The organism is Paenibacillus oceani (genome assembly GCF_014705615.1).
Classification (GTDB): Bacteria; Bacillota; Bacilli; order Paenibacillales; family NBRC-103111; genus Paenibacillus_AB; species Paenibacillus_AB oceani.
Window position 1 is genome coordinate 215,810 of sequence record NZ_JACXJA010000001.1, and the last position, 24,468, is coordinate 240,277.

Genomic DNA, 24,468 nt, shown 5'->3' on the forward strand with positions numbered 1-24,468 from the left:
GGATAGAGGCGGTTTGTCACTCTTATTTCAGCCCACTGATGGGGAGTGGACTCTTTTCGCCGATTTTAGCAGCTTCGAACCGCTCTTATTCCATGCCGAAGCGGGTTTTCGGACAAAATAGAGGATGCAAACCACTCCTATTCGGTTCCTTCCCCGCTTGAGCAGGGCAGAAGGTACAGGCAGCAGCCAACGATAAGCAACTGCGTCGCTCGTTGACTCGATAAGGAAGAAGACCTTTTGATCCTATGAAAAGCGGCTAAACGAAGCGTTTCCACGACAAACTATACAAAAAAGCCGCCGGGAGTAGTCCCAGCAGCCTGATTTGCAAAACATACAAGAGTGAATACCAGCAGCATTACGCTACACTGACATCAAGCGGATCTTCTTCGTCCCGGTCGAACGCTTCGCGGTCGAATTCACCCTCGGCATTCGCCACGAGCAGCGAGGTGACCGTCGTACCGGTCGCATTCACAGCCGTACGGCCCATATCGATGACCGATTCGACAGCGATGACAAGCCCCATACCTTCGATCGGCAAGCCAAGCGCAGTCAGCACGACCGTAGTCGAGATCGTAGCAGGCCCCGGTACACCGGCAACGCCGATGGAGGAAATAACGGCCACGAGAATAAGCACAATATATTCGGACAAGCCCAGTTGAATGTTGTATACTTTCGCTACGAAAATCGCCACGATCGCTGGCCATATTCCGCCGCAACCGTTAAAGTTCATCGTAGCTCCGAGCGGGGCCACGAAGCTCGCGATTCTAGGCGATACGCGCAGCCGCTTCGTTATCACTTCCAGGTTCACCGGCAGCGTCGCATAGCTGCTCCGCGTCGTAAACGCAACGGCAACCGTCGGATACGCTTTGCGGAAAAACTTGATCGGATTCACTTTGGCGACAAGCCAGACCAGTCCGCCGAAGACAACAACGAAATGAATGATAAGAGCAACATAAGAAGCTGTAATGATTTTAGCCAGCGGAGCCAGCGTTTCGAGACCGTAACGGGCGGCCATGGAGCCGACGAGAGCGTACACCCCGTACGGAGTAAGACGGATGACGTACTTCACGACTTGGTGCAAAATTTGCGTCAACGATTGAATCAGCGTTTTGACAGGTTCGACGACATCCGGCTTCTTGGAGCCTACGTGAATGATCGCTACCGCTACGAATATAGCGAAGATCAGTACCGGTACCACTTTGCCGGCTGCTGCGTCGCTGATCGGGTTGGACGGAACCAGTTCGAGAATGACCTGCGAGAACGTCGGAATGTCGCGAGGTTTGTAGTCCTTCGGAACGGCAGCTTCGATCCCCGCTCCCGGATCGATGATCAGAGCGACGATCAACCCGATGATGGCGGCAATTCCGGTCGTGAGCAGAAACCACGATATCGTTTTAATACCAATTTTGCGAAGCTGCCCGATACTCGACAGCTGGGCGATGCTGTTGATGACCAGTACGAATACGAGCGGCATGACGAGCATCTTGATCAGGTTGACGTAGATCGTCCCGATCGTGCTGACGCTTTTGTAATCAAGTTTGAAACTGTTGAAAATAATGCCGGCAACGAGACCGAGTCCGAGCGCCAGCATCACTCGCGTACCGAAGCCCACCCGTTTCCTGGCCAGCACGAACAGCACGCCGATTATAATAATCGAGACCACGAGGCTGACCCAGTTCGTCTGAAGCGCTGTCCACAAGTTGTTTTTCATAGCCTTCCATCTCCTTTGATCTATTCCGATATTTCCAATGGGAATTATGATGATAAGAATACTCCCGACTTCACATTGTTGTCAATCTTTTTTTTCGGATAGCCGAACCTCCCTCTCCCATCCCGCTTTTCCTCGGAATAAAGCGGCAGTCGATTTATTTTTTCCTATTTGCCGAACTAGCTATCGGTTCTTTTCCTCCGCACTTTTCCTCTATTCGCTATCAATGTATTTTGACCGGGGACCAAACATTCCTGAGTGGATGAAGCCGATTACACGCAAACATGATCAAGCCGATCGGTTCCATGTTTTTTCGTCATTTTTTATGTACATTCACCAACTAAATAGAACCCTTCAATCGTTATATAGGGGAAGGGAGGATGCCGATGGAAGAGAAGTGGCTGGAGGATATAAGCAGGGGCCGGATCGAGTCGCTTGAGCTGCTTTACTCCGAATTGCGAGTGCCTGTATACGGATATATTTTGTCTATCGTGAGTCACCGGGCACTGGCAGAAGATTTGACTCAAGACACGTTCGTGCAAGTTTATTCGAAGGCCGGGCTGTACCAAAAAGGAACCAGTCCGCGCAGCTGGGTGTTTACGATCGCCCGTAATTTGGCCTACGACACGCTTCGGCGAACTTCCAGGATGACTTCCGTTCCGAGCGAACAGATCGACACCCGGGCATCTGCCGACAATCCGGAAACGGAAATTGTAGACACTCTCTACGTCATGAAGATCCTAAACAGCCTTAGGGACCCGGAACGCCAAATCGTTATCCTGAAGCTTCTTAACGGATGCACCCACTCCGAAATATCGGATATTCTGCAAATTCCAGAAGGTACCGTCAAATGGAAGTATCGAAAAGCGCTTCACCATCTGGAGAACCAATTTGGAGGCGACCGCTGATGACATTTCACGAAGAGTTGGTGGCAGCACTGCGAAACCAGCTTGGAGAAGAAGCTCCAGACCGTTTCGAGGATGTAAGACGACGAATCGCACGCACCTTAGCCGACCAGCTGCTTGAACAACTTAGCGGACCTCCATCTTCGCAAGGACTGCTGCTTCAACTTGTCTGCGAGGAGATGGCGGAACCGTTTCATTCCAACTACAAGAAAGGAGCATAAATTCATGCCCCATGAACATGACAAGGATCGGATCCAGGAATTGATTCGCTTGTATGAATCGAAGGGAGAACCGAAGTATTTTGATGAAGCCCATGAACGGCTTACCCAAGAAATATCCGAAAACCCGGATAACGCCGACCTGCTTCGACAATTGAGCTACCTGCACGAATGCAAGGCGAGTCGAGAGATTCGAAAGGCAGCGGGACTCTTGGAAAAGGCCATTGAGCTAAGCCCGGAGGAACCCGCCTTTCACCGGCAGTTGGTTCGTCTCCGTTCGCGGGCATTGGAAGATAACCGTTCCGTACAATATTACAAAAAATGGATCCACGCCCGACCGGATGATGCGGTAGGTTACACGATGCTGGCTGAAGTGTATTTGAAAATGTTTCAGCTGGAAGAGGCAAGAAAAGTGATCGAAACGGGGCTAAAGATCCATCCGGCACAATTCGATCTGATCTTGCTGGAAGGGGAGCTTTTCGCCAAACAAGGTATGATCGACAGCGCTCTTGCATCGTGGAAACGCGCCTGCGAGCTGGACCCGGCCAATGCCGAGCTGCATGAGAAAGTCGGCGAGCAGCACGCCAAATTTGGCCGGTTAGACCATGCTTTAGGCTATTGGGAGAAAGCCCGCGAGCTGGATCCGAAGCTGATTCGTACCCGGTTCTCGGCGGTGTTTCTGCTGGAGCATGCGGGAAGGTTGGAGGAAGCGATTCACGAATGGAAGGAAATCGTATCGTTTCTTCATGCCAATGGGTTCCACCACGAAGCGGAATGGCCGCAGCGGGAGCTTCAAAGGGTGGAGAATAAAAAGAAGGGGATGGATACTCCTTATTGACGATATGGACAGCAGAACTATTTATGTAACTTCTATATAGTCACATCAAATTAAAACCGCCCGAGATTAATCTTCGGGCGAGTTTCAGTTCTTAAGATATCGTTTTAGCTCTTCATAGAAGTTTTCTCTGGAACCGGCTAGAATGACGACTACCAGTTCGCCGGCTTCATTTTCCTCTAACCGGTAGGCTATCTCATAATTCGTGCCTTGATAAGAAACATCGTACCCGTAAACGCCGGTTAAGTCGCCTGTTTTTTGTTCCCCTATTGACGGATCAAGTCGAATCGCTGTTATTGCATCCAAATAAGCTTTCTTTAGCGGTTTTTCGACCAACTTCTTAAAATATCGTTTTGCGGGACTAAGATAGGTAACGGGAAGCATCTAATCCCCCATAACGTCGCCAAAAATGTCTTCCGTTTCGTCGTCGCCAGTTCCTTTAAAGCTACGGGCTGTTTTGTCGGATTCGGCTATTAATTTTTTAATTGCAACGTGAAGTTCGCCTTGTTTTTGGCGGAATTTTTCCAATAGCTGCTCGCCTGTAAATCCTTCTTTGATTAGATCGGCTAAAATAAGATCCGCAAAATAGTCGTTCCCCACATGTTCACGAACAGGGCGCATGATGATGTGATTTCCCTTAATTCCGAATTCTACTTCATCTTTAATCCCTGCTTGTTCAAAGAGCTTTTGAGGAATTGTAACTTGGCGCTTTGGAGAGACACGCGCACGTTTCCAATCCATACGGCCCACCGCCTCATCTGCTATTGCCATAATATTATCCCTCCTTTATTTGTTTTATTCCTAGAAAACAAATTTCTTTGTTTCCTTACTTCCTACTTTACACGAAATTTTATAGTTTTACATCTCTTTATCAAAATGAATTTGTTCAGAAAGGCCGCCTTCATTCGAAAGATCCCTATAGACATTTACAGGAAAGATTTAATTAAATTAAACTTTCCCGTCCCATCGGCACAATCCCCCGTTGACAACAATACAATATATCGTTTATTTTTAAATCGATATATCGTTAATTCGAATAGATGGAGATGATCCGATATGAGAAAACGACCGGATTGGGGATGCCGGGGAGAAGGACGCGGCGGCGGACCCGGGAGACGTTATTTTGGCCGGGGAAATGTGAAATTTGCCTTGCTGGAGCTGTTGGCCAAGGAACCGATGCACGGCTATCAGATGATGAAAGCGCTTGAAGAGCGTTCGGACGGCAGATATACGCCAAGCGCCGGCTCGATTTACCCGACGCTGCAAATGATGGAGGACCGGGGCTGGATCGATCCCGAGGAGGAAGGCGGGAAGAAGGTGTACCGGGCTACGGCCGCCGGCCTTGCTGCTTTGAAGGAGTGGAATGAACAGAGCCGCAGCGAGTGCGAGCGGTTGGATGCGGAACCGCTCTCCTCCCGGGAGCGCCGGCTGGGGGATACGTTCGAGTTGATCCGGCTGCTGACGAAGGCGGAGAAAAAGGCGTCCTTCTCGGCCGGTTACGCCGCCAAATACGAATCGTTTCTGAACACGTCGCTGCAGGAGCTTCGGACGCTTCTTACCGACGGCCGAACCGAAGAATCGCGTGACCGAAATCAGGCGGCTGACGATGTTACCGATATATCGGAGTCGGAAGATACTGATAGAGACGATACATCTGCCATCCAATCGAAGCCTCGACGGGGAGAGTGATCGCGATGGAGAACCGGTGGGGAAGAACGCGGCCTCACGATGACAGACCGCCGACGAAAATCAAAGACAAGACGATCCGGAATATGTACAAACGGATGTTTTTCCACGTTAAAGGGCATTGGTCTCTTCTGCTACTTGCACTCGTCTGCCTGATCGCCAACTCGCTGCTTGAATTCGTCATCCCGCAGCTCACCCGCTACACGATCGACGTCGCGATTCCGGCGAAAGACTACCAGGTACTGCCCTGGATTGCCGGAGGCGTGCTTGGGACGGCCGTACTGCTCGGGCTGTTCGGCTATTGGAGCAGCACTACGCTGGCTTCCGTGGGGCAACGCGCGATCTTCGATTTGCGTAACGAGCTGTACCGTCATCTGCAAAACCTCGACATGGCTTACTATGACCGCAACCGGACTGGCGACCTGATGTCCAGGGTGACAAGCGATGTGGGCATGCTGCAGCAGCTCGTCTCCAACGGCATGATGCAGATTGCGACCGACCTGTTCACCTTTACCGCTATCGCCCTATATATGTTTTACGTGGATTGGCAGTTAACGCTGCTGATGCTGGCGACCTTCCCGCTCATGCTGTTCACCACAAGAATGTTCAGCAAGCGGATTCGCTCCTCGTTCAAAACCGTCCAGCAATCCGTAGCCGAAGTAAGCAATCATCTGCAGGATACGTTAAGCGGCATCCGGGTGATCAAATCGTTCGCGAACGAAGACTACGAGTCCGAGCGGTTCGCCGTCCGAAGCGAAACGAATATGAGAGCGAACCTCCGCACCGTCCGGCTGCGTGCCGTCTACGAGCCGATCATCGATCTGCTGAACTACCTCGGGATGGTCGCGGTCCTCGTATTCGGCGCTTGGCAGGTGATCCGCGGCAACCTGACCGTCGGTACGATCGTCGCCTTTCTCGCTTATCTCCGGCTGCTGCAAAATCCGATCCGCCACTTCAGCCGCATTCTGAATACGATCCAGCAGTCTGCCGCCGCCTACGAGCGCATCACCGAGGTGCTGGAGACGAAACCGCAAGTGACGGAAAAACCGGACGCGATCCCGCTCCCGCCCGTCCGCGGTCATATCCGGTTTCGCGGCGTCGGGTTCTCCTACCGGGGCGACGTGCAGGTTCTGAAAGATTTCAATCTGGAGATCAATCCGGGCAAAGTGACCGCCCTGGTCGGACCGTCCGGCGCAGGCAAATCGACCGTCGCGCATCTGATCGCCCGTTTCTACGACCCGCAGCAAGGGTTCATTACGATGGACGGTCATGAGCTGAAGGACATTACGCTGAAGTCGCTGCGCGAGCAGATGGGCGTCGTGTCGCAGGATATCGTGCTCTTTAACGGCACGGTGCGCGATAATATCCGTTACGGCAAGCCCGATGCGACCGAGGCGGAGATTATGGCGGCAGCCAGAGCGGCGAACGCTCACGACTTTATCGTATCGTTCCCCAGCGGCTACGATGCGGAGATCGGGGAGCGCGGCGTGAAGCTGTCTGGCGGCCAGAAACAGCGCCTGTCGATCGCCCGTGCGATCTTGAAAAATCCGCGGCTGATCGTGCTCGACGAAGCGACCGCATCGCTCGATACGGAGTCCGAGCATCTGATTCAGGACGCACTGTCCCGCCTGCTGGCCGGACGTACGTGTCTCGTCATCGCCCACCGGCTCTCCACCATCCAGTCGGCCGACCGGATCGTCGTATTGGACAGAGGCACCATCGCCGAGTCCGGTACGCACGACCAATTGCTCGCCTTAAACGGCAAATACCGCAGATTGTACGATTTGCAGTTTCCGCAGGATCAGGGCGAGCCAAATCCGACCTAGCTTTATAGAGAGCGCAACCTTCCGCATGCACGGTTACCGGGATGCCGAGACGTTCGTCGCGCAATTCACTTTATGTGTGATATAATTCCCTTCAAACGGACATACGGCCGTTCGTTCCGGCGTCCTTTAGGGAGGTGCTCGCATGTTATTTTTCAGCAGACTATTTCTACGCATGATTCATATGAGCAACCGGGTCGTTTTCGGAACAGCCGGTCTTCTCCTGCTGCTCAGCTCGTTTTTGATCTACTGGCTGGAGCCGGAAACCTACGAGAATCCGTTTAACGGCTTCTGGTGGGTGATGACAACGGTCACTACGGTCGGATACGGGGATTTTTATCCGCACACCGTGCCCGGCAAGCTGCTTGGCATATTTCTGTACTTGTTCGGGATCAGCCTTATATCCGTCGTTATCAGCAAGATGATCGACTTCATCTTCGCATATCACCGCAAAAAGGAGGAGGGCAAATTGCGTTACACGGGCGAAAGTCACTTTGTGCTGATCGATTGGAGCAAACACGCCGAACTCGCCATACAGGAAATTCGGCGAAGCGACCCCGAAGCGGAGATCGTCCTGATTGCCCAGCTCCCGAAAACTCCCATCTCCGACGAACGGGTCCACTATATTCAGGGCAATCCCGTGCTGCGGGAGACGCTCGACAGCGCCAATCTATCCAAAGCGAGATCCGTATTTTTATTCGCCGACGATATGACGGAAAACCAGCTATTCATCCGGGACAGCTCGTTTATAGACGGCAAAACGCTGCTGATCGCCACAACGATCGAGCGATACTTTCAACACGTCCATACCGTTGTGGAAGTAAGGGACCGGAACAATATACCGAACTTTACACATGTGAAAGTAGATGAATTTATCGTCGGCTCGGAGACGGTGTCCCGGCTTGCGGTGCGCTCCGCCTTCAACCACGGGGCGTCACGGCTTGTCTCGCAGCTGCTGACAAGCCACGAGGGCGGCGATTTGTACGAGATCCGCAAACGTCCTCAATGGAAAACGTTCCGCGACGCCTTCGAGGAACTGCTGCGGGAAGGCGCAACCTTGCTTTCTGATGGCGACAATCTTAACGTCAGCCGACGACTGGATGAGCCGATTCCCGAAGACGCCAAGCTGTTTGTTATCTGCGACAGCGAGACGTATACACGCTTGATCGGTGGAACCCCCAGCGGCCGAAATACAAGTTTAAAATAAAAGCAGGAGGGCTTTTATCCGCTCTCCTGCTCCCATTATATCGGATTCGATTTGATTTCAGTTCTCACTCTCCGTTCCTTCATCCGATCGGTTTCTACCCGTACTACTTTTTGTTCGTATAGGATCCCTTCACGTCGCTGACCTCTACGCCGCCCGATCCGTCGCTGCGTATCGTAACATCCTTTTCCACGCCCCGGATGACGATGTCGCCGCTCTCGTCATCGATGACGACGCTGCCGTTGATATCACGAAGCTCGATCTCTCCGCTCTCGTCCTCTATCGTCACATCGCCGGTATGATTGCGGATCTTCATATCACCCGATTGGTCGTCGATCTTCACGTCACCGGAAGAGCCGGTTATCTCGATATCCCCGGACTGGTCCTTGATCTCGATCTTGCCCTGAACGCCTTTAACAACCATATCTCCGGACTGATCAATGATGCTGACGTCTCCTTGTATATCTGAAATGTGCAAGTCACCCGATTCGTCGTCTACCGTCACGTTCAGCTTGGACGGCACCGTTACCGTAATATCCATCGACCGGTTGTTGAAGCCGAACTCCGACTTGAATCGGGAGACCAGCTTGGCCGTCTTGCCGTCCTTCTCGAGCGTGAACACCACCGCTTTATCCTCCGCCCCCTGGGCGCTGCGAATCGTAGCGACCGCCCGGATCGAATCCGCCTGATCGTCGCCTTTTATCGTAAAGTCGCCGGACGCGGTATCCACTTGAAGCGTTTCTATCGATTGTGCGGGCAGTTCCAGCTCCCTCTTCCCTTCTTTCATCGCGAAGCCGCAGCCCGTTATCCCGATCATTCCCGCCAGCAATACCGGCAGCCCCCAACGTTTCCACATATCCGTCACTCCTAATGTTCTTGATTCTCGCCCTGTTGTTCCCTGTTACCATCATACCATTGCCCCCTCCCCCGCTCTACGGACTTCGGAATGTATTGGGACCCGGTCTGAGGTCGAGTTGCCATACGGCTGCAGACCGAACCGCCGGGGCGTGAGGTGAGCATCATGTTCCGTTGCGCTTGGTGGCATACTAGGAATGGACAGGAGGGATTCGCAGGTGATTACCAAAATTGCAACGGCGGCCATATACGTAGAAGACCAGCAGCGCTCCAAAGCATTCTGGTCGGAGAAAGCCGGATTCCATATTGTGAGGGAAACGCCGATGGGCGCTTCCGGAAGCTGGATCGAGGTCGCTCCGTTTGGCGCGGAAACGGCGCTCGTTATCTATCCGCGAAGTATGATGGACAACTGGAGCGAGCTGAAGCCGTCCCTCGTATTCGACTGCGAGGACATTGGTGCAACTTACGAGACGATGAAGCGCAACGGGGTTTTATTCCAAGGGGAGCCGAAAACGATGCAGTGGGGCACCTACGTCGCATTTGTGGATGAGGAAGGGAATTCGTTTTTGTTGAAAGGCTGAACGGTTCGGCAAGCAGCCGCTTCCGGATGGAGGGACGGCATGAATCGGTGTAAAGATGAAAAGGCGACCTGAACGCTTCGCGGTGATCTCCCGGGCTGCGGGCAAGTTCCGCACATACGTATGCTCCGGCATGTCATCAGAGCGGAATCGAAGCCCGGTCCAGCAGCAGCAGCTCCCGGAACACATCCGCGGCCCGGGTGTGGAACTTCGTTGCGGGAGTGATCAAATAAAACCGGCGCGCAACGGGGGTTCCCTGTACATGCAATCGCTTCAAAGTGCCAAGGGCGATTTCTTTGCGGACGGCCCATCTCGATAGCAGCGTAATGCCGAGCCCCGCCTCTACCGACTCTTTGATCAGCTGGTTGCTGCCGAATTCCATAAACGACCTCGGTCGGAATCCGAGCCTCGCGAACATCGATTCCACCGCATCTCTCGTCCCCGAACCGGACTCCCGTACGATCCAGGTCTCCTCCGCCAAGTCCGTGATTGCCACCGGCTCCTGCCCGGCCAGCCGATGGGCGGACGACACCATGACATCCATCAGATCCTCCGCAAAAGGCTCGATATGCAGCTTCTCATGAGGAAATTCGCCTTCGACGATGCCGATCTCGAACTCGCTTCCGGCTACCCCCTCCGAGATATCCTTCGTATTGCCGATCGTGATCGCCGGTTGGATCAAAGGATACTGCTCCTGCAGTCTGGCGATAATACGCGGAAGCACATACTCCCCGAACGTATAGCTCGCCCCGATCGCCAATGGCCCGGTCGCCTTGTGCAGCAGATCGTCGACCAGGTACTGCATGCGCGAATATAATCCGACGATTTCTTTGGCATGGTGGTAGACGATCTCGCCGGCCTTGTTCAGCTGAACGTACTTGCTGCTGCGGTCAAGCAGCTTCGTTCCGGCATTTCGCTCGAGCATCTGGATATATTGGCTTACCGCCGGCTGCGTCATATGCAGCTCTTCCGCCGCCCGGGTGAAGTTCTTTTTCTCCGCAACCGTAATAAAGACAAGCAATGCCTGATCCATCTAAACTCCCCCGCCATGTCATGTCATCGTTAACAGGTTATCGCAAATACATCGCCCGGTGAGGAGGATCGAGAATCCGATAATCTGACCGTCCATCTTAAAACCCAATCCAATCATAAGTTAAAACTTATCGTTTATATCATAACGATTTATTTCCCTTATTTCAAGGAACGCCGTATGCTGAAGGTGACGAAACCGGAGGTGCTCAGAATGACTGTACCCAACAGAAGGATGGCACCGGGCGTAAAGCCTGATCTCACCTACCATCAAACGGACAAGACGCCGGATACACGCCCGGACGCGGCGTCGGCTTCCTACGCACGACAAGCCGAAGAGACGGCAAAAACTACGGGGAGAAACGCTGGATCTGGCGCTCCCCCATCGGAGAAGGCCACGCAGCGGCATGCCGGGACAACCGCACCAGCGTCGTATCGGCTGTGGGCGTACGGAGTAGCCTTTACCTTTGCGCTCGCTATGCTGGGCTGGGGACTCGCCCAAATGCCCGGTTTCAACCGGGCCGGGCCTTTGGCTTGCGCGATCGGCGTCGCCGTTGCTTACCGTCATTTTCGCGGGTATCCGGAGCCGCTCCGGGCGGGCATCCGCTTCTCTTCGAAAACGCTGCTGCGGCTCGCTATCGTCCTGTTCGGACTAAAGCTGAACATCGACGTGGTTTTAAATGAAGGGCTGGGCCTGCTGGTCCGCGATGCGGCCACGATCGCATTCGCCATCGCGCTCACCGTCTGGATCGGCAAACGTCTGAAAGCCGACTCGGCCTTAACGCTGCTGGTCGGAATCGGCACGGGCATCTGCGGTGCGGCGGCGATCGCGGCCGTCTCTCCGATCATAAACGCCAAGGACGAAGACACGGCGATCGGCGCCGGTATGATCGCCTTGGTCGGCACCCTATTCGCGGTTGCATATACGTTGTTGTTGCCGCTGCTACCGTTAACACCGGACCAATACGGAGCGTGGTCCGGCGTCAGCCTTCACGAGATCGCCCATGTGGCACTGGCGGCCGAGCCCGGGGGGCCGAACGCGCTGGCGACGGGACTGCTCGCCAAGCTGGGACGCGTGTTCCTGCTCGTTCCGCTCTGTTTGCTGCTGATCGGCTGGAAGAAACGTTCGGGTACTTTTCAGTCCGGGACTAAAGTGGAATTCCCGTGGTTTATGGTCGGTTTTATCGCGATGAGCGTTATCGGCAGTTATGTGCTCGGCGACTACATTCCCGTAACGGCTTCGGTTCTGGATGGCGTATCTCTCGTTACTACCGTACTTCTGTCGATGGCCATGGTCGGACTCGGCCTGAACGTCAATCTGAAGCAGCTCCGCACGAAAGCGTTGAAGCCTTTGCTGGCGATGACCGTTACGTCGGTTCTGCTGTCTGTATTGACTTACCTTACTATCTGAGTGGGGCTGCAGTTGTCTGCGGATTGCTTGCTCCAAGAAAACCCCGCCAGGATACGCGCGTCCGGACAGCTTTTTGGCGTGCAAGTCCATACGTTTGTTGCAGCAGGCCAGCAGGCAATCGACTTCAACCGCAGCCTGTGAAGTTTCTTCCGGAAGTAATACTTCCGTTATCTGATTTTTGCAGCAGGAATTCGACGTATAGCGGAACCCTTTGTTCCGCTATTTCCAGGATAATCGCCCGTATCCCCCAAAAAACCGAAATAACGGAAACCAAACTTCCGCTATAGCGTGAAAATTACGTACATCGCGGGAATAATGGAAGTAACTCTTCCGCTTCACCTATGAATAACCGTTGATTTTCGGCGAATCTTGAATAGGAATATTCCCTCCATTGCTACACCAAGCCGCCTCCCTTAACTAAGGGGGTAAGGCTCCTTTTCTTATAAGGAAGCCCCTCATTTCACTCCAGCATAGGGACAGCCTTACTGAAAACTTACACATACTCCCTACGAAAAAAAGGGTGCCGAGGGCACCCTTTTCTCATCGCAGCCGATTAATAAGCCAGCGTGAACAAACCGTTGATATGACTCAGGTAGCGAATGTTGCTCGCTTCCTTCATATACGTAGCCAGCGCGCCTTTCAGCTTCGTCTGGTTGCCGCCGATCGTTCCGATCGCGTCTTTGCGGCCCAGGCTGGCCAGCGTACCGGAGAATACCGGCTGGAACGTGTTCATCGTCGCGCCTTTGAAGTAAGCGAAGATGTTGTAGCCGATCGTTTCGCCCATTTGCCAAGCAAGCTGAGCGGTTGGCGGAAACGGACGGCCTTCCGGACTCATCACGACAGCGCTGTCGCCTGCCACGAAGATGTCAGGATGCGAAGTCGACTGCAAGCCTTCCGTTACCGTAGCACGGCCGCGGTTGACTTCGATGCCACAGTTTGCGACAACCGAGTTGCCTTGTACGCCGCCGGTCCATACGATCGTGTTCGTTACGATCGAACGGCCGTCTTTGAGGAACGCTTCGCCCGGCTTCACTTCCGTAATCGGAAGTCCGGTCAGGAATTCTACGCCGCGCTTCTCCAGGCTCGTTTGCGCGCGCTGCACGAGATCAGGGGCGAATCCAGCCAGGATGGAAGGAGCCGCCTCTACGCAATATAGCGAAATTTCGCTGAAGTCGACCGCATATTTGCTGCACAGCTGAGGCAGCATGTCCGCAAGTTCGCCAACGAGCTCGATACCAGTCAGGCCGCCGCCGCCGACAACAAACGTAGCGTCCGCTTTGTCGCTGGTTTTGCTATATTTCTCGATGCTTGCTTCGATGTGGGCGCGGAGCTTGTTGGCATCGCTAACCGACTTCAGCGTGAAGCTGTGCTCCTGCAGTCCCGGAATACCAAAGAATGCCGTTTCGCTGCCCATCGCCACGACCAGAACGTCGTAACGGAGGAAAGCGCCGCCGGCCAGCTTCACTTGCTTCTGATCCGGGGTAATTTCTTGAACCGTATCAATCATCAGATTGATTTGTTTGCCGCGCAGCAGCTTCTCCAGCGGAAGCGCCACGGATTTTTCGTTCAGGCTGCCAGCAGCAAGGCGGTGCAGCTCCGTAATGATCTGGTGAGTCGGGAACCGATTGACGACTGTAATCGTAGCCTCTTCAGCCGACATATATTTGCGCGTCGTCAATGCAGCGAGCAAACCGCCGTAGCCGCCGCCCAAAATTACTATTTGCTTCGACATACTGTTATCCTCCGTCCTGATTTGCGCGTTTTGGGAAACCTAACATGAACACGCAGCCTTGCTTGATCGCCCGGAAGCGACACCAAGCTTCCATACCGGGAAATGAAAAATTACCGCAAAAAAAGCGGCTAATCGATTCCATACGCCTTTTGTGTCGCTGCTGCCGGGAATCAGCCGTTTTGATTTTTGCGCTCGCCGAGCACTTCCAGGAAAGCTTGAGCGAAGCGAAGCGTTTGCTGAACTTGCGGGTCTTTCAGCATTTTGAGCAGTCCGAACAGCCCGATTGTGCTCGCTTCCGCTTGGGTGCGGTCGTTAGCTTCAATCGCGGCGGCGGCGACGCCTTTAGCTTTATCCGCTATCGGCTTCACGAACTCCTCCATACCTACTTTCAGATCATCAATCAGTACTTTGTCGGTTACGACGTTTTGGACGACATCATACGTCTTCGTCAAAATCGTGACCATCTCGGCCAGTTTCGGCAAGTTCTCGACCAACACCGTTAGCGATTGCTGCACCTCAGGTTTCATCAGTTGATCGAGCACATCCGTTTGTGGTGCCGCGGGAGCGGAAGTAAGCGCCGCTTCTTGCGTGGATGTTTGTGACATTAGTAAACGTCCTCCTTTGCATTAAAATAGAAGCCCTGTTTTGTTCCAATCCCTGTTCAAGCCAGGTAGACGTGACGCTTCTTCGCAAGAGAAACGGTGTAAACCGGAGAACAAGCCCCGTTTAACGAGTAAATCCGTAAGTTAGCGATAGAAATTCTCGAATACCTGCGTATTTGTACCATTTTTCACAAATACGGCCGGAACGCGGCCGTTAGGCGCTTCCCGGTTGGTCGTTCAGGCGTTCAAGCCGCAAAATCATGTCTTTCTGTGCCGGTGAGCAGGAACAGGTACAGACGGAACTCTATGTGATTCTTATTATACCCTCTTCTGTAAAATTGGGAAAAAACAATTTTCGACAATTGTGAATATTTTGTGTCCGAACCTGTTTTTCCTGCCGTTCTTCCCCCTTAGCGGGGTTATTTTCCAGGCATCTTTGGGCGGCATCGTTATGCCAGCGCTTTCCTTCTTGAGGGCGACCCTGACTTACCTATCGGCCGTCTCTCCCGTCCTCGCCGACCAGTTGAACCGGCTTCCACTCGTCCGGCAGCATCACGCGATACCCCGGCTGAAGGAACCGGTCGTCGACGAGCACGAGCGTTCCGCGGTCCGTCTCGGTGCGGATCAGCCGTCCTCCGGCTTGCAGCACTTTATTCATGCCCGGGAATTTGTACGCGTAGTCGAATCCGCTCTTCCCCGTCTCGTCGAAGTACCGTTTGATCAAATCGCGCTCCAGTCCGAGCTGAGGCAGTCCTACGCCGACGATCACAACCCCGGTCAGACGGTCGCCCGTCAGGTCGATCCCTTCGGAGAAAATGCCGCCCATGACAGCGAAGCCGGTAGTCGGCAGCTCGGCGTCCTCCCGGAACGCCCCCAGAAATGCGTCCCGCTCCTCCTCGGACATGCCGCCGCTCTGTACGAGTACCGGACCGGCCGGCTCGCGCTCGGCAAACCGGGCCACAACCTCATTCATATATTCATAGGACGGGAAAAATACAAGGTAATTGCCCGCCCGCTCCCTCGTAACCCGGTGCAACAGATCGGCGATCGGCGCGTAGGAGTGTTCCCGGTCGCGGTAGCGGGTAGACAGAGGCAGCAGCAGCACGTCCAGCTGTTCCTTATGGAACGGCGACGGGATCGCCATCGTGTAATCGTCAGCATCCCCGCCGAGCATGTCCCGGTAATACGCCAGCGGCGCAAGCGTCGCCGAGAACGAGACGTGCGAGCGGTACCCCTTTCCCATCTGCCGGAGCAGCCCCGACGGGTCGAGACAGAAAAGCTTCACCGTCACGTCGCTTCTCTCAAACAGCACATAAGTTACATATTTCTCGTCATAATAACCGTATGTTCGGATAAAAGACTGGACGGCGTAATACGTATCCGTCAGCAGCGGCCGGAGCTCCGCCGATGAGGGGCCCGCAAGCTCCGCCTCGGCAATCCCGGCAAACGACTCCAGCAGCGGGAGCAGCAGGAGCGGCGCCTCCTGAAAGACCACATGCTTCTGCTCGGCATGCTCCTTGCGAAGCCGGATGAACGCGTTGTTCACCGCTTTGGCCGCATCGTGGAGCGCCGGGCTGAGTCCTTTGGCCAGCCGCTTCAGCTCGAGAAAAGGCGCCTTCGTCAAAGCGGCGGAGTACATCTCTCTCCCCCGGTCCACCAGGTTATGAGCCTCGTCGACCAGCACCACAGTTCGTCTCCGCTGCTCCTCGAACAACCGCTTCAGCGCAATCCGGGGATCGTATACATAATTATAATCGCAGATGACCGCATCCGCGGCGTAGGCGGCATCCAGCGAATATTCGAACGGGCACACCCGGTGCTTGCGCGCATACGTCTCTACAACCTCCCGGGTGATTGCGCTCTGCTCCGACAGCAGATCCAGGATAGCCCCCTGTATCCGGTCGTAGTAACCGTCCGCGTATTCACAATGATCTTTATGGCAGATCGTCTCTTCCTTGAAACAGATCTTCTCCTTGGCCGTCAGCGTCACGCAGCGCATATGAAGCCCCCTGGAGCGCATGAACGCAAAGGCTTCCTCCGCAGCGGTCCGCGTCGTCGTCTTCGCCGTCACATAGAAAAAGCGCTGCAGCAGCCCTTCCCCGATCGCCTTGACGGAAGGAAACAGCGTGGAGATCGTTTTGCCCGTACCGGTCGGGGCTCTCGCGAACAACCTTTTCTTGTCCGCTATCGACTTGTATACCGCCGCAGCGAAGTTGCGCTGTCCTTGCCGGTAAGATGCGAACGGAAACGCCAGCTCCTTGATGGAGCGGTCTCTGCGGCGGGCGTGGTCCGTCTGCATGACGGCATAGGGGGCGTACGACTCCACGAGGCCCCGGACGAACGATTCCAGCTCTTCGAATCCAGCCGACCGTTCGAACCGTTTCTGCTCCTCCGTCTTCCGGTGGATGTAGGTCAGACGCACGCGCATGTGCCCGAGCTGCTCGGCTTTGGCATACAGATACGCATAACATAACGCCTGTGCCCAATGCACGGGGTGCGTATCCTCCCCGACCAGCTCCAGGTCGCGGGAGGTGGACTTGATCTCGTCGATCGTATACGTCCCGTCTTCCCCGCCAAGGAGCCCGTCGCAGCGCCCGTCCAGTTGAAATACCAGCCCGCCGTACGGGATCTCGCCCTGCACATACACTTCTTTACGGTCCGTTTCCTTGTAAGTCTGCTGAATGACCCGGTGCGCCTTCGTACCTTCCGTCAGCGGAGCTCCGGACTGGAAGCCCGCCTCGATGCTGCCCCCGAGATAGGCGTATTCCACAAGCGCCCGCACGGAAATGTAGACGATCTGCTCGGACATGTCCTCACCTGCCGCTCGATTGTTTAGGCGCCCCTGCAATCCGCAATAAAACATACGTTCGCCTTGGTTATGTCCATTATACCCCGTATGAGCTGCGAAATCGAGCCGGCTTTCACTTCTCCGATGTAGGCGCAAAAAGAAAAAGCCGCTTACGCAAGCAGCAAGGGCGGGTGCAGGCCGATTGGCCTCGTGCGGAGGAGAGGAGGTGCTGCCGACTGCGTCATGCAGCGTGTACAGCTGGCACCGGATGCAGCACGGGCGGCGGTACCCGTATCAGTCCGGGGAGTCGCCGCCTCATTTCTTGCGGCTCAACAATGACTTCAGCAGCGTCCCCGCGGAGCGGATTCGGGAATGCCGTCTGTGCTCCCGGACGTATCTATAGTTGGTCAATGTTACTTGGGCATCACGCAGGGCATGGGCAAAATCGGGATCGAACATCAGCTTGTACTCCCACACCCGCTTCGTCCACGATGGGATGATCGCTTGCAGCCGGTCGTCGTCCACTGCCGGGTGAATGTACGTCTCGCTCACGCCCTCCGGCAGATCGTACAGCTTGTCGATCAGCATCCGCTTGAACGATTCGTACGTCTCCCCTTCCTCGATAGGATACGAGTGCGACAGCAAATAGTCCGGCACGGCAACGCCGAGGACGTCGGCCAGCGCGACGGCGGGAGCGAGCATCCGCTCGGCGCGGGGAATCGAAGCGAGCAATTTGTCCTTGCTGTGGATGCGGCGGAACAAGCGAAACGGCAAGCCCCGTCTGGAGCATTGCAGCATCACCTGCGGAATATGGCTCCGCCCCGTGGCCATCCCGTACAGGCTGCCCATATGGTTGTCTACGTGAGTGATCGCAATGCCAGCCTGCTTCACGGCTTCGAACTGCGCCCGCATCTCGGCGACGACGTCCCGCGTAACCGCCTTCCGCTCGAACTCGACTACCGTCCGGTGCATGAAGCCGCTCTCGTCGTGAAGCGAAGGAAGACCGGTCAGGCTTTTCCAGCGCAGCCCATCGATCTCGCTCGTTAAGGTCAGATGGAGGCCGACTTGCGCGCGCCCCTTCCCTCTGTCTCTGCACCAGGCCGCTGCCGCTTCAAACGCCGGGGCGGGAGGCATGATCGTCGCCGAAGATACTTTGCCCTCCTCCAGCAGATGAATGATCGCCTGATTCGCGGCCGTGCTTTGGCCGAAGTCGTCGCAATTGATAATCAGATGTTTGCTCATTAGGTGCGGTACCCTCCCGTATAGCTACTGTTTCCCTAGTCCGCTACCGCTGCCCGGCAGTCTGGGTAGAAAAAAAGAGATGACCATCGAGACGGCCAGCAGACAAAGCGGAACAACGCTGATTAGATACCGGAAGGTCGACTCCGGATCGGGTCCCGGATTTTCGCCGCTCACGTAGCCGAAGATCATGCCCACGATCCAGAACGCCAGCGCCGAGATCAGTCCGCTGGAGCGGGTTATAAAACCGCCGACCGCCGTATACACGCCCTCCCTGCGGCTGCCCGTTTGCTCGTAATCCTGGTCGATAATTTGTCCCGTAACCACCGGAGGCGTGACGAGAAACCCGGCCAGACCGAAACCGACGACGATGCCCGCCGCGATGCCGGTGCCGAGTCCGGTCGCAAACCATAGCGGAATGACGGAGAGTCCGTAGGCGATCAGAGACAGACGCCATCCCCTCAGCCCCCCGAGCTTGCGGACGATCCAGTACCAGACCGCCACTAGCGGAATGACGGGCACGAATACGCTGGCCAGCAGCAGCGATACTTGCGGCTCCGGTACGTGCAGCACGTATTTGGCGTAAAACGGGATGGACGAGCCGAGCAGCCCGTTTACCGTCTGAGCGAAGGAATTGGCGATGTTGAATATCCAGAACTGCTTGTTCCGTAAAGTCGAGCGGAACGCTTCCATAATCGGCAAGGGCGGCTCGACGCTGGCTTGCTTGTTCTCCTGGGTCGTCACGACGAATCCGATCATAAATACGGCGAATACGGCGGCGAACACGACCGACATGTACCCGAATCCGATAGCCGCGAACAGAATGGGCGTCAACACCGACGCGATCAGGATAGCAGCGATCTGGTACCCTTGCTGGACCGCGGAAGCTTTCGCCCTAGCCCGGTCGCCCCGGAACAGCTCGGGGAAGAGCGCTCCGTAGTTCACCCAGATGATGGTCGACACGCCCTCAAACAAAACTAGCGCCACAACAAACCAGCCAAACAAACTAAAACCCGACAATCCGTCCGGCACCGCAAACACCATAATGAACGTAGCCATAAACAGCGGAATCGAGGAGACGATCCACGGCTTGCGCCGTCCCCACCGGGTTCTCGTTCGATCCGACAAATACCCGAACAGCGGCTGGTTGGCCGCGTCCCAGATCAGATAGATGACCCGGGCCAAAGTGGCGAGACCGACGCCAAGTCCGAGCTTTTCCACGTAAAAGTAGCTGTAGAACGAGCTGAAAGCCTGGGTCGGAATCATCATCGCGAACATGCCGAGCGCGTACGTCGTCGGGGAGTTCATCAGCTTTTTGAGCATTCGATCCGCTCCTTGGATACCGGATAGGGGGATGGCTTTGGGTTTGAATTGTTTTGATGGGCACTGGTAACCCCCGTCAAGCTTTTTGCTCCGTTGATCTGTTGATCTGTTGATCTGCTGCTCTGTTGATCTGTTTTTCTCTATCTGCGTTCTGTCCGCTCTGTTTTACTTGGTCTGGCTCTACCGTCCTCCCGAATTAATTTTTCATTATATTCTATGTAAACGCTATCAATTCTCAAGTTTAGCATAAATCCGTCGAATAGGGGTTCCGGGGTTCCGAGTTCCGGGCTTCCACGGGGTCAGGCGCCACCCTTATCCAGCTTCCGGCTCCCTAGCCAGCTACAGTAGAGCCCCCCTGCCAAAGAAGCAGGCTATTCCAAACCAATAAGAGCTGTTTGAACCTTCTATTTCTACCCTCGCCCTGATTTTCGACGAAATAGGAGCTTTTAGCAGCTCTTAAACCTCCGCTTTCAGCGGAAAACCGTGTATTTTGCGAAAATAAGAGTCCCGAATAGCTCCTATTTCTTCCATAGTCCCGAATTTCGCCGAAATAAGAGCCCCTAGCGCAGCTCTTAACCCCTTCTTTTTCCGCCGCCAAATGCTCCCCACTCGATTGCAATTTAGAGCCCCGAAAGTCTTTTTTGACAAAGTAAGATCTAATCCTGTGTCAGGGGAGGGGTCTGCCCGCTATTGGATGATCCCTTCCCCTATAGTTTACTACATTAGTGACAAAAAAGGATCAATTCCCCGTAATGCTTCACTCATGTTTCCGACAATAATAAAAAGTACCGCCGGTGCCGGATGACAGCGCCTTGGCGGTACTTCTACCGCACAATCTAGAGGAGCGCGGCTTCCTTAAATCGTAATATCTCCGTCATACGAAGCGATCATTTTGTACAGATCCGGCCTCCGGTCGCGGAAAATCCCCCATTCGATCCGCTGCGTCTCGAGCTGGTCCAGATCGAATTCGGCGACGAGCACCGTCTCCTCCGTCCGGCCCGCTTCCGCCACTTTGTTGCCTTGCGGGCCCGCGATAAACGAAGAGCCGTAAAACGTGATCGAAGAATCTTCGTCGCTTTCGACGCCAACCCGGTTCGATGCGATGACCGGCATCAGATTGGAAGCGGCATGGCCGCGCATGCACATTTGCCAGTGATCCTTCGAATCGATCGAGCCGTCCTGCGGCTCGGAACCGATCGCCGTCGGATAGAACAGCAGCTCGGCGCCCATAAGCGCCATGCACCGCGCCGCCTCCGGATACCACTGGTCCCAGCATACGCCTACCCCGATTTTGGCATAACGCGTATTCCATACCTTAAAGCCCGTATCGCCCGGATTAAAGTAAAACTTCTCCTCATAACCCGGACCGTCCGGAATATGGCTTTTGCGGTATTTGCCGAGCACCTTGCCGTCGGCGTCGATGACCGCGAGCGAGTTGTAGCGGGCGTAATTTTTTTTCTCGTAAAAGCTGATCGGCAGCACAACCTGAAGCTCCCGGGCCACCTCTTTGAAGTGGTTGATCGCCTTGTTTTGCTCCAGCTCGGTCGCGTAGACGTAATAGTCCGCTTTTTCCTTCTGACAGAAGTACGGCGTCTCGAACAGCTCCTGCAGCTGAATAATTTGCGCGCCTTGCGCGGCCGCTTGTCTCACCAGCGCATCGGCTTTGCTAATATTCTCTTCTATATCTGTAGAGCAGCTCATCTGGGTCGCAGCTACTTTAACGGTTCTCAATGGGAATCCTCCTTCTTATCCTAGCCTGATTTATTTGCGGGGGAGAACGGGCATCTGCTGCGTCGTGCAGTGAACGTTGCCGCCCTCGCGAATAATCGCCATGCCGTCGACCGTGCGGATGCGCCGCTCCGGGAATGCTGCCTGAAGCGTCTGCTCGGCGAGCCGGTCCGTCTCCGCCGCCTCTCCGCCGAATACCGGCAGGATGATGCCGCCGTTGACGAAGTAGAAGTTCAAATAACTGAGCGTCAGACGGCTTCCTTCGTACTCGGCCATCGGCGGCTGCTGGATCTGGATGATTTCGAACGGCCGGCCCTTCGCATCCACCGCTTCGCTCAGCAGCTTCAAGTTTTCCTGCGTAATCGCATAGTTGTCGTCCTCGGGATCGTCGCACACTTGAAGGATGATCGTGCCGGGGGCGGCGAAGCAGGCGATATTGTCCACATGCCCGTCCGTCTCGTCTCCGCTTAATCCACGTTTCAGCCAGATCACCTTATCCGCGTTCACGAACTTGCTCAAATAGTCCTCGATGTTCTTCTTTGACAAATCGGGGTTCCGGTTCGGATGGAGCAGACACTCCTCGGTCGTCAGAATCGTCCCCTCGCCGTCGGTATGGATCGAGCCGCCCTCCATCACCAGAGGCGCGTCAAACCGCCGGACGCCGTAGCGCTCCAAAATTTGCGGGGCTACCCCGTCGTCCAGATCCCACGGCGCGTATTTGCCGCCCCACGCGTTGAACTTCCAATTCACGCCGGCCACATCCCCTTCGGGATTAACGACGAAGGTCGGTCCGTTGTCGCGGAACCAGGCGTCATTATGCAGAATCGGCAGAAGCTCCACGTTCGGCTCGTCAAAATATCGTCCAACCCGCTCGGCATCGTCCGGATTCACTATAACGGTCACCGGCTCGAACTCGGCGATCGCCTTCACGATCTGCGCATAGCCGTCACAGACACGGTCGTATTGGTCCGGATACACCATCGACGCCTGCACCGGCCAGGAAATAAACGTGCGCTCATGCTCCGCCCATTCGGCAGGCATTTTATAAGTTAACGTATGTGGATACATGGGAATCAGCTCGCTTTATCGTATAGTCATCTCGGTCGGGTCAAGCCCATTTTTCTATAACATCATATACGAAAACGCCCCCGATCTCAACGCATTGCCGCTTGCAGGGGACCGGCATATTTTGTGAACGACAAGAAAGCTTCTAAAACGACTAAAAGAAGCCTTTGCCACGATGAATGACCGTGCGTAAGCGGCAGCGATTCTGGTACAGAACTCTTCATTCGCTTTTATAGCATCGCTTTGGAGCTTTACCACTTTAGCAAACTTAACCCTTCTGGCGCGCAACGAATAAAAAAGCCCGGCAGCAGGCTGCCGGACCGGTTCGTCCGCTCCTCTTAGCGAGGGAGACGGTTGTACCAAGCGATAAAGTTGTCGACGACGGAATCCAGAAACTTGACGGTCGGCTCATGAGTCAGGTTGCCCGCAGCGTCGATCTTCTCGTGCACCGCGCCGACATACACTTCATTTCCGGGAAGAAGCGGAGATTGGAGAGCGAACAAAGTGGAGCGCAGACTCATCTGAGCCTTAACGGTTCCGAGGTTGCCCATCGACGCGCCCATGATCCACGACGGTTTCCCGAGAAGGACGCGGTCAATGCGCGACATCCAGTCGATTGCGTTGCCAAGCACGCCGGGAATCGTGCCGTTGTATTCCGGTATGACCCAGAGAACGGCGTCCGCTTCCGCGACCTTGCTCTTGAAATCCCGAACGGCCGCGATCGGCTCGTTCTCAACATCCTGATCGTAAAACGGGAGCTCACGAAGGCTCAATATCTCAAGCTCGAAACGGTCCTGATACCGATCACGGACATATTCGGCCAGTTTCCGGTTATAAGATTCTTTGCGAATGCTTCCTACGATGGCTACTACTTTCATGATGCCAACCTCCAAACGATAGTTATAATATATTTTACTTAAAATAGTATAGTAACTTTAGATTGTGAAGTCAACTTGAGCAGGAGGATAGGCGGCAAAACTAATTCTAGCGAACTATAGTCTGGAAGTGTTCAGCTTGACAGATACCCACTATTTACCTATCATTAGAGCAATTACTCTAATCCGATATTGGGAGGGTCCGCCCCTGCCTCAGCCTTTATCCACGAAGCAGCGTATCTTGCAAAGCGCCCTTCAGCTCTTCAACCTGCACGGAACCGCTTCCGTCTCGACGAATCATATCGCGGAGCATGCCGGCGTCAGTCCCGGCAACTTGTATTATCATTATCACAACAAAGCGGACATTATCGAAAGTCTGCTGCGGCAAATGATGGAATACTGGGACCGGGTATGGGAGCCGCCCGGCGGCCGCCCTGTCCGCTGGAACGATCTGGAGGCCGTGCTTGAGCGCAACTTCTCCCTGCTGTGGGAGTACCGTTTTTTTCACCGGGAGCAGGTCGCCCTGCTGGGACAAGATGAATCGCTTCGCGAAACCTGTAGCGCGGTGTACCGCCGCCGAATAACGGAGCAGGCGCTGTTTTTCGAGCCGTTTTTCGAAGACGGCATCCTCCGGAAACCGGCCGATCCCGAAGAAATGCGGGAGGTGCAAACCGCCTGCTGGATTATTGTCAGCAACTGGCTGACCTTTCTGGAGCTGTCCGGCCAAGCCGTCGACCGCCCCCATATGCGGGAAGGCATCCGGCTCGTACAACGGCTCATGCAACCTTACTTCATTAAAGTGCGAGTTCAAAAAGTCCGGTTTTCAGCACCGAGAAGATGGGATGAAGCAAGGAAATGAGGAGC

22 protein-coding genes are annotated in these 24,468 nt (G+C 54.7%); 9 read left to right on the plus strand and 13 right to left on the minus strand.

The genetic code is table 11. The features are described 5' to 3' along the window. Positions 1-355: 355 nt before the first annotated feature. Positions 356-1,711, minus strand: coding sequence for a dicarboxylate/amino acid:cation symporter (locus IDH45_RS00960; RefSeq protein ID WP_190923784.1), 1,356 nt, complete (start codon positions 1,709-1,711; stop codon positions 356-358). Positions 1,712-2,094: 383 nt separating this feature from the next. Between IDH45_RS00960 and IDH45_RS00965 the strand changes: the two genes are divergently transcribed. From IDH45_RS00965 to IDH45_RS00975, 3 genes are read left to right on the plus strand one after another with little or no spacing between them, the layout of a single operon-like run. Then, positions 2,095-2,616 (plus strand): RNA polymerase sigma factor, encoded by a 522-nt coding sequence (locus IDH45_RS00965; RefSeq protein ID WP_190923785.1) that lies wholly within the window; start codon positions 2,095-2,097, stop codon positions 2,614-2,616. Continuing rightward, a complete protein-coding gene (locus IDH45_RS00970; RefSeq protein WP_190923787.1) occupies positions 2,616-2,834 on the plus strand; it encodes a hypothetical protein in 219 nt (72 codons plus the stop codon). The genes IDH45_RS00965 and IDH45_RS00970 overlap by 1 nt, the downstream gene beginning before the upstream one ends. Positions 2,835-2,838: 4 nt before the next feature. Further along, positions 2,839-3,669, plus strand: a complete 831-nt coding sequence (locus IDH45_RS00975) for a tetratricopeptide repeat protein (RefSeq protein WP_190923789.1) — start codon at positions 2,839-2,841, stop codon at positions 3,667-3,669. A gap of 84 nt (positions 3,670-3,753) precedes the next feature. Here the strand turns inward: IDH45_RS00975 and IDH45_RS00980 are convergent, their stop codons facing one another. Continuing rightward, a complete protein-coding gene (locus tag IDH45_RS00980; RefSeq protein WP_190923790.1) occupies positions 3,754-4,050 on the minus strand; it encodes a type II toxin-antitoxin system RelE/ParE family toxin in 297 nt (98 codons plus the stop codon). Next, positions 4,051-4,437: an AbrB/MazE/SpoVT family DNA-binding domain-containing protein gene (locus IDH45_RS00985; protein ID WP_190923792.1), complete on the minus strand. Its 387-nt coding sequence runs from the start codon at positions 4,435-4,437 to the stop codon at positions 4,051-4,053. It lies immediately after the preceding gene. Between the two features lie 285 nt (positions 4,438-4,722). Here IDH45_RS00985 and IDH45_RS00990 point away from each other — a divergent pair, with 285 nt between their 5' ends. From IDH45_RS00990 to IDH45_RS01000, 3 genes are all read left to right on the plus strand, one after another. Then, positions 4,723-5,355, plus strand: coding sequence for a PadR family transcriptional regulator (locus tag IDH45_RS00990; RefSeq protein WP_190923794.1), 633 nt, complete (start codon positions 4,723-4,725; stop codon positions 5,353-5,355). 5 nt (positions 5,356-5,360) lie between these two features. Then, entirely contained in the window at positions 5,361-7,178 is a 1,818-nt protein-coding gene (locus tag IDH45_RS00995) for an ABC transporter ATP-binding protein (RefSeq protein WP_190923795.1), read from the plus strand. A 142-nt stretch (positions 7,179-7,320) separates the two neighbouring features. Further along, positions 7,321-8,382, plus strand: coding sequence for a potassium channel protein (locus IDH45_RS01000; protein WP_190923797.1), 1,062 nt, complete (start codon positions 7,321-7,323; stop codon positions 8,380-8,382). 103 nt (positions 8,383-8,485) lie between these two features. Here the strand turns inward: IDH45_RS01000 and IDH45_RS01005 are convergent, their stop codons facing one another. After that, the gene (locus tag IDH45_RS01005) at positions 8,486-9,235 is read right to left on the minus strand and encodes a DUF4097 family beta strand repeat-containing protein (RefSeq protein WP_190923799.1); all 750 of its coding nucleotides are present in this window, start codon (positions 9,233-9,235) and stop codon (positions 8,486-8,488) included. Positions 9,236-9,452: 217 nt separating this feature from the next. On the opposite strand from IDH45_RS01005, the gene IDH45_RS01010 reads away from it, so the two are divergent. Further along, positions 9,453-9,815 carry a VOC family protein gene (locus tag IDH45_RS01010; RefSeq protein ID WP_190923800.1) on the plus strand — a complete coding sequence of 121 codons (363 nt, stop codon included), beginning with the start codon at positions 9,453-9,455 and terminating at the stop codon, positions 9,813-9,815. A 136-nt stretch (positions 9,816-9,951) separates the two neighbouring features. Here IDH45_RS01010 and IDH45_RS01015 read toward each other — a convergent pair whose 3' ends face one another. Further along, complete coding sequence (locus IDH45_RS01015; protein ID WP_190923802.1) at positions 9,952-10,845, minus strand: LysR family transcriptional regulator; 894 nt, start codon at positions 10,843-10,845, stop codon at positions 9,952-9,954. A gap of 210 nt (positions 10,846-11,055) precedes the next feature. Here IDH45_RS01015 and IDH45_RS01020 point away from each other — a divergent pair, with 210 nt between their 5' ends. Further along, positions 11,056-12,252, plus strand: a complete 1,197-nt coding sequence (locus tag IDH45_RS01020; RefSeq protein ID WP_223836275.1) for a YeiH family protein — start codon at positions 11,056-11,058, stop codon at positions 12,250-12,252. 553 nt (positions 12,253-12,805) lie between these two features. Here the strand turns inward: IDH45_RS01020 and IDH45_RS01025 are convergent. The 8 genes from IDH45_RS01025 to IDH45_RS01060 form a co-directional block, all read right to left on the minus strand. Continuing rightward, on the minus strand, positions 12,806-13,984 hold the full coding sequence (locus IDH45_RS01025) for an NAD(P)/FAD-dependent oxidoreductase (RefSeq protein ID WP_190923804.1): 1,179 nt from the start codon (positions 13,982-13,984) through the stop codon (positions 12,806-12,808). Positions 13,985-14,154: 170 nt separating this feature from the next. Beyond that, a complete protein-coding gene (locus tag IDH45_RS01030; protein WP_190923805.1) occupies positions 14,155-14,589 on the minus strand; it encodes a DUF1641 domain-containing protein in 435 nt (144 codons plus the stop codon). Between the two features lie 487 nt (positions 14,590-15,076). After that, positions 15,077-17,395, minus strand: a complete 2,319-nt coding sequence (locus IDH45_RS01035; RefSeq protein ID WP_223836276.1) for an ATP-dependent DNA helicase — start codon at positions 17,393-17,395, stop codon at positions 15,077-15,079. 294 nt (positions 17,396-17,689) lie between these two features. Then, a complete protein-coding gene (locus IDH45_RS01040; RefSeq protein ID WP_190923807.1) occupies positions 17,690-18,616 on the minus strand; it encodes a polysaccharide deacetylase family protein in 927 nt (308 codons plus the stop codon). A 24-nt stretch (positions 18,617-18,640) separates the two neighbouring features. Continuing rightward, on the minus strand, positions 18,641-19,936 hold the full coding sequence (locus tag IDH45_RS01045) for an MFS transporter (protein ID WP_190923808.1): 1,296 nt from the start codon (positions 19,934-19,936) through the stop codon (positions 18,641-18,643). An 855-nt stretch (positions 19,937-20,791) separates the two neighbouring features. Then, positions 20,792-21,667 (minus strand): N-carbamoylputrescine amidase, encoded by an 876-nt coding sequence (aguB, locus tag IDH45_RS01050; protein WP_190923810.1) that lies wholly within the window; start codon positions 21,665-21,667, stop codon positions 20,792-20,794. A gap of 30 nt (positions 21,668-21,697) precedes the next feature. Further along, on the minus strand, positions 21,698-22,732 hold the full coding sequence (locus tag IDH45_RS01055; protein ID WP_190923812.1) for an agmatine deiminase family protein: 1,035 nt from the start codon (positions 22,730-22,732) through the stop codon (positions 21,698-21,700). Between the two features lie 335 nt (positions 22,733-23,067). Then, positions 23,068-23,607, minus strand: a complete 540-nt coding sequence (locus tag IDH45_RS01060; RefSeq protein ID WP_190923814.1) for an NADPH-dependent FMN reductase — start codon at positions 23,605-23,607, stop codon at positions 23,068-23,070. 238 nt (positions 23,608-23,845) lie between these two features. Between IDH45_RS01060 and IDH45_RS01065 the strand changes: the two genes are divergently transcribed. Further along, the gene (locus IDH45_RS01065) at positions 23,846-24,463 is read left to right on the plus strand and encodes a TetR/AcrR family transcriptional regulator (RefSeq protein WP_223836277.1); all 618 of its coding nucleotides are present in this window, start codon (positions 23,846-23,848) and stop codon (positions 24,461-24,463) included. Positions 24,464-24,468: the final 5 nt, after the last annotated feature.

Coding starts and splice junctions, on each gene's coding strand:
- IDH45_RS00960 (WP_190923784.1), bottom strand. CDS start 1,711: ATGAAAAACAACTTGTGGACAGCGCTTCAGACGAACTGGGTCAGCCTC.
- IDH45_RS00965 (WP_190923785.1), top strand. CDS start 2,095: ATGGAAGAGAAGTGGCTGGAGGATATAAGCAGGGGCCGGATCGAGTCG.
- IDH45_RS00970 (WP_190923787.1), top strand. CDS start 2,616: ATGACATTTCACGAAGAGTTGGTGGCAGCACTGCGAAACCAGCTTGGA.
- IDH45_RS00975 (WP_190923789.1), top strand. CDS start 2,839: ATGCCCCATGAACATGACAAGGATCGGATCCAGGAATTGATTCGCTTG.
- IDH45_RS00980 (WP_190923790.1), bottom strand. CDS start 4,050: ATGCTTCCCGTTACCTATCTTAGTCCCGCAAAACGATATTTTAAGAAG.
- IDH45_RS00985 (WP_190923792.1), bottom strand. CDS start 4,437: ATGGCAATAGCAGATGAGGCGGTGGGCCGTATGGATTGGAAACGTGCG.
- IDH45_RS00990 (WP_190923794.1), top strand. CDS start 4,723: ATGAGAAAACGACCGGATTGGGGATGCCGGGGAGAAGGACGCGGCGGC.
- IDH45_RS00995 (WP_190923795.1), top strand. CDS start 5,361: ATGGAGAACCGGTGGGGAAGAACGCGGCCTCACGATGACAGACCGCCG.
- IDH45_RS01000 (WP_190923797.1), top strand. CDS start 7,321: ATGTTATTTTTCAGCAGACTATTTCTACGCATGATTCATATGAGCAAC.
- IDH45_RS01005 (WP_190923799.1), bottom strand. CDS start 9,235: ATGTGGAAACGTTGGGGGCTGCCGGTATTGCTGGCGGGAATGATCGGG.
- IDH45_RS01015 (WP_190923802.1), bottom strand. CDS start 10,845: ATGGATCAGGCATTGCTTGTCTTTATTACGGTTGCGGAGAAAAAGAAC.
- IDH45_RS01020 (WP_223836275.1), top strand. CDS start 11,056: ATGACTGTACCCAACAGAAGGATGGCACCGGGCGTAAAGCCTGATCTC.
- IDH45_RS01025 (WP_190923804.1), bottom strand. CDS start 13,984: ATGTCGAAGCAAATAGTAATTTTGGGCGGCGGCTACGGCGGTTTGCTC.
- IDH45_RS01030 (WP_190923805.1), bottom strand. CDS start 14,589: ATGTCACAAACATCCACGCAAGAAGCGGCGCTTACTTCCGCTCCCGCG.
- IDH45_RS01035 (WP_223836276.1), bottom strand. CDS start 17,395: ATGTCCGAGCAGATCGTCTACATTTCCGTGCGGGCGCTTGTGGAATAC.
- IDH45_RS01040 (WP_190923807.1), bottom strand. CDS start 18,616: ATGAGCAAACATCTGATTATCAATTGCGACGACTTCGGCCAAAGCACG.
- IDH45_RS01045 (WP_190923808.1), bottom strand. CDS start 19,936: ATGCTCAAAAAGCTGATGAACTCCCCGACGACGTACGCGCTCGGCATG.
- IDH45_RS01055 (WP_190923812.1), bottom strand. CDS start 22,732: ATGTATCCACATACGTTAACTTATAAAATGCCTGCCGAATGGGCGGAG.
- IDH45_RS01060 (WP_190923814.1), bottom strand. CDS start 23,607: ATGAAAGTAGTAGCCATCGTAGGAAGCATTCGCAAAGAATCTTATAAC.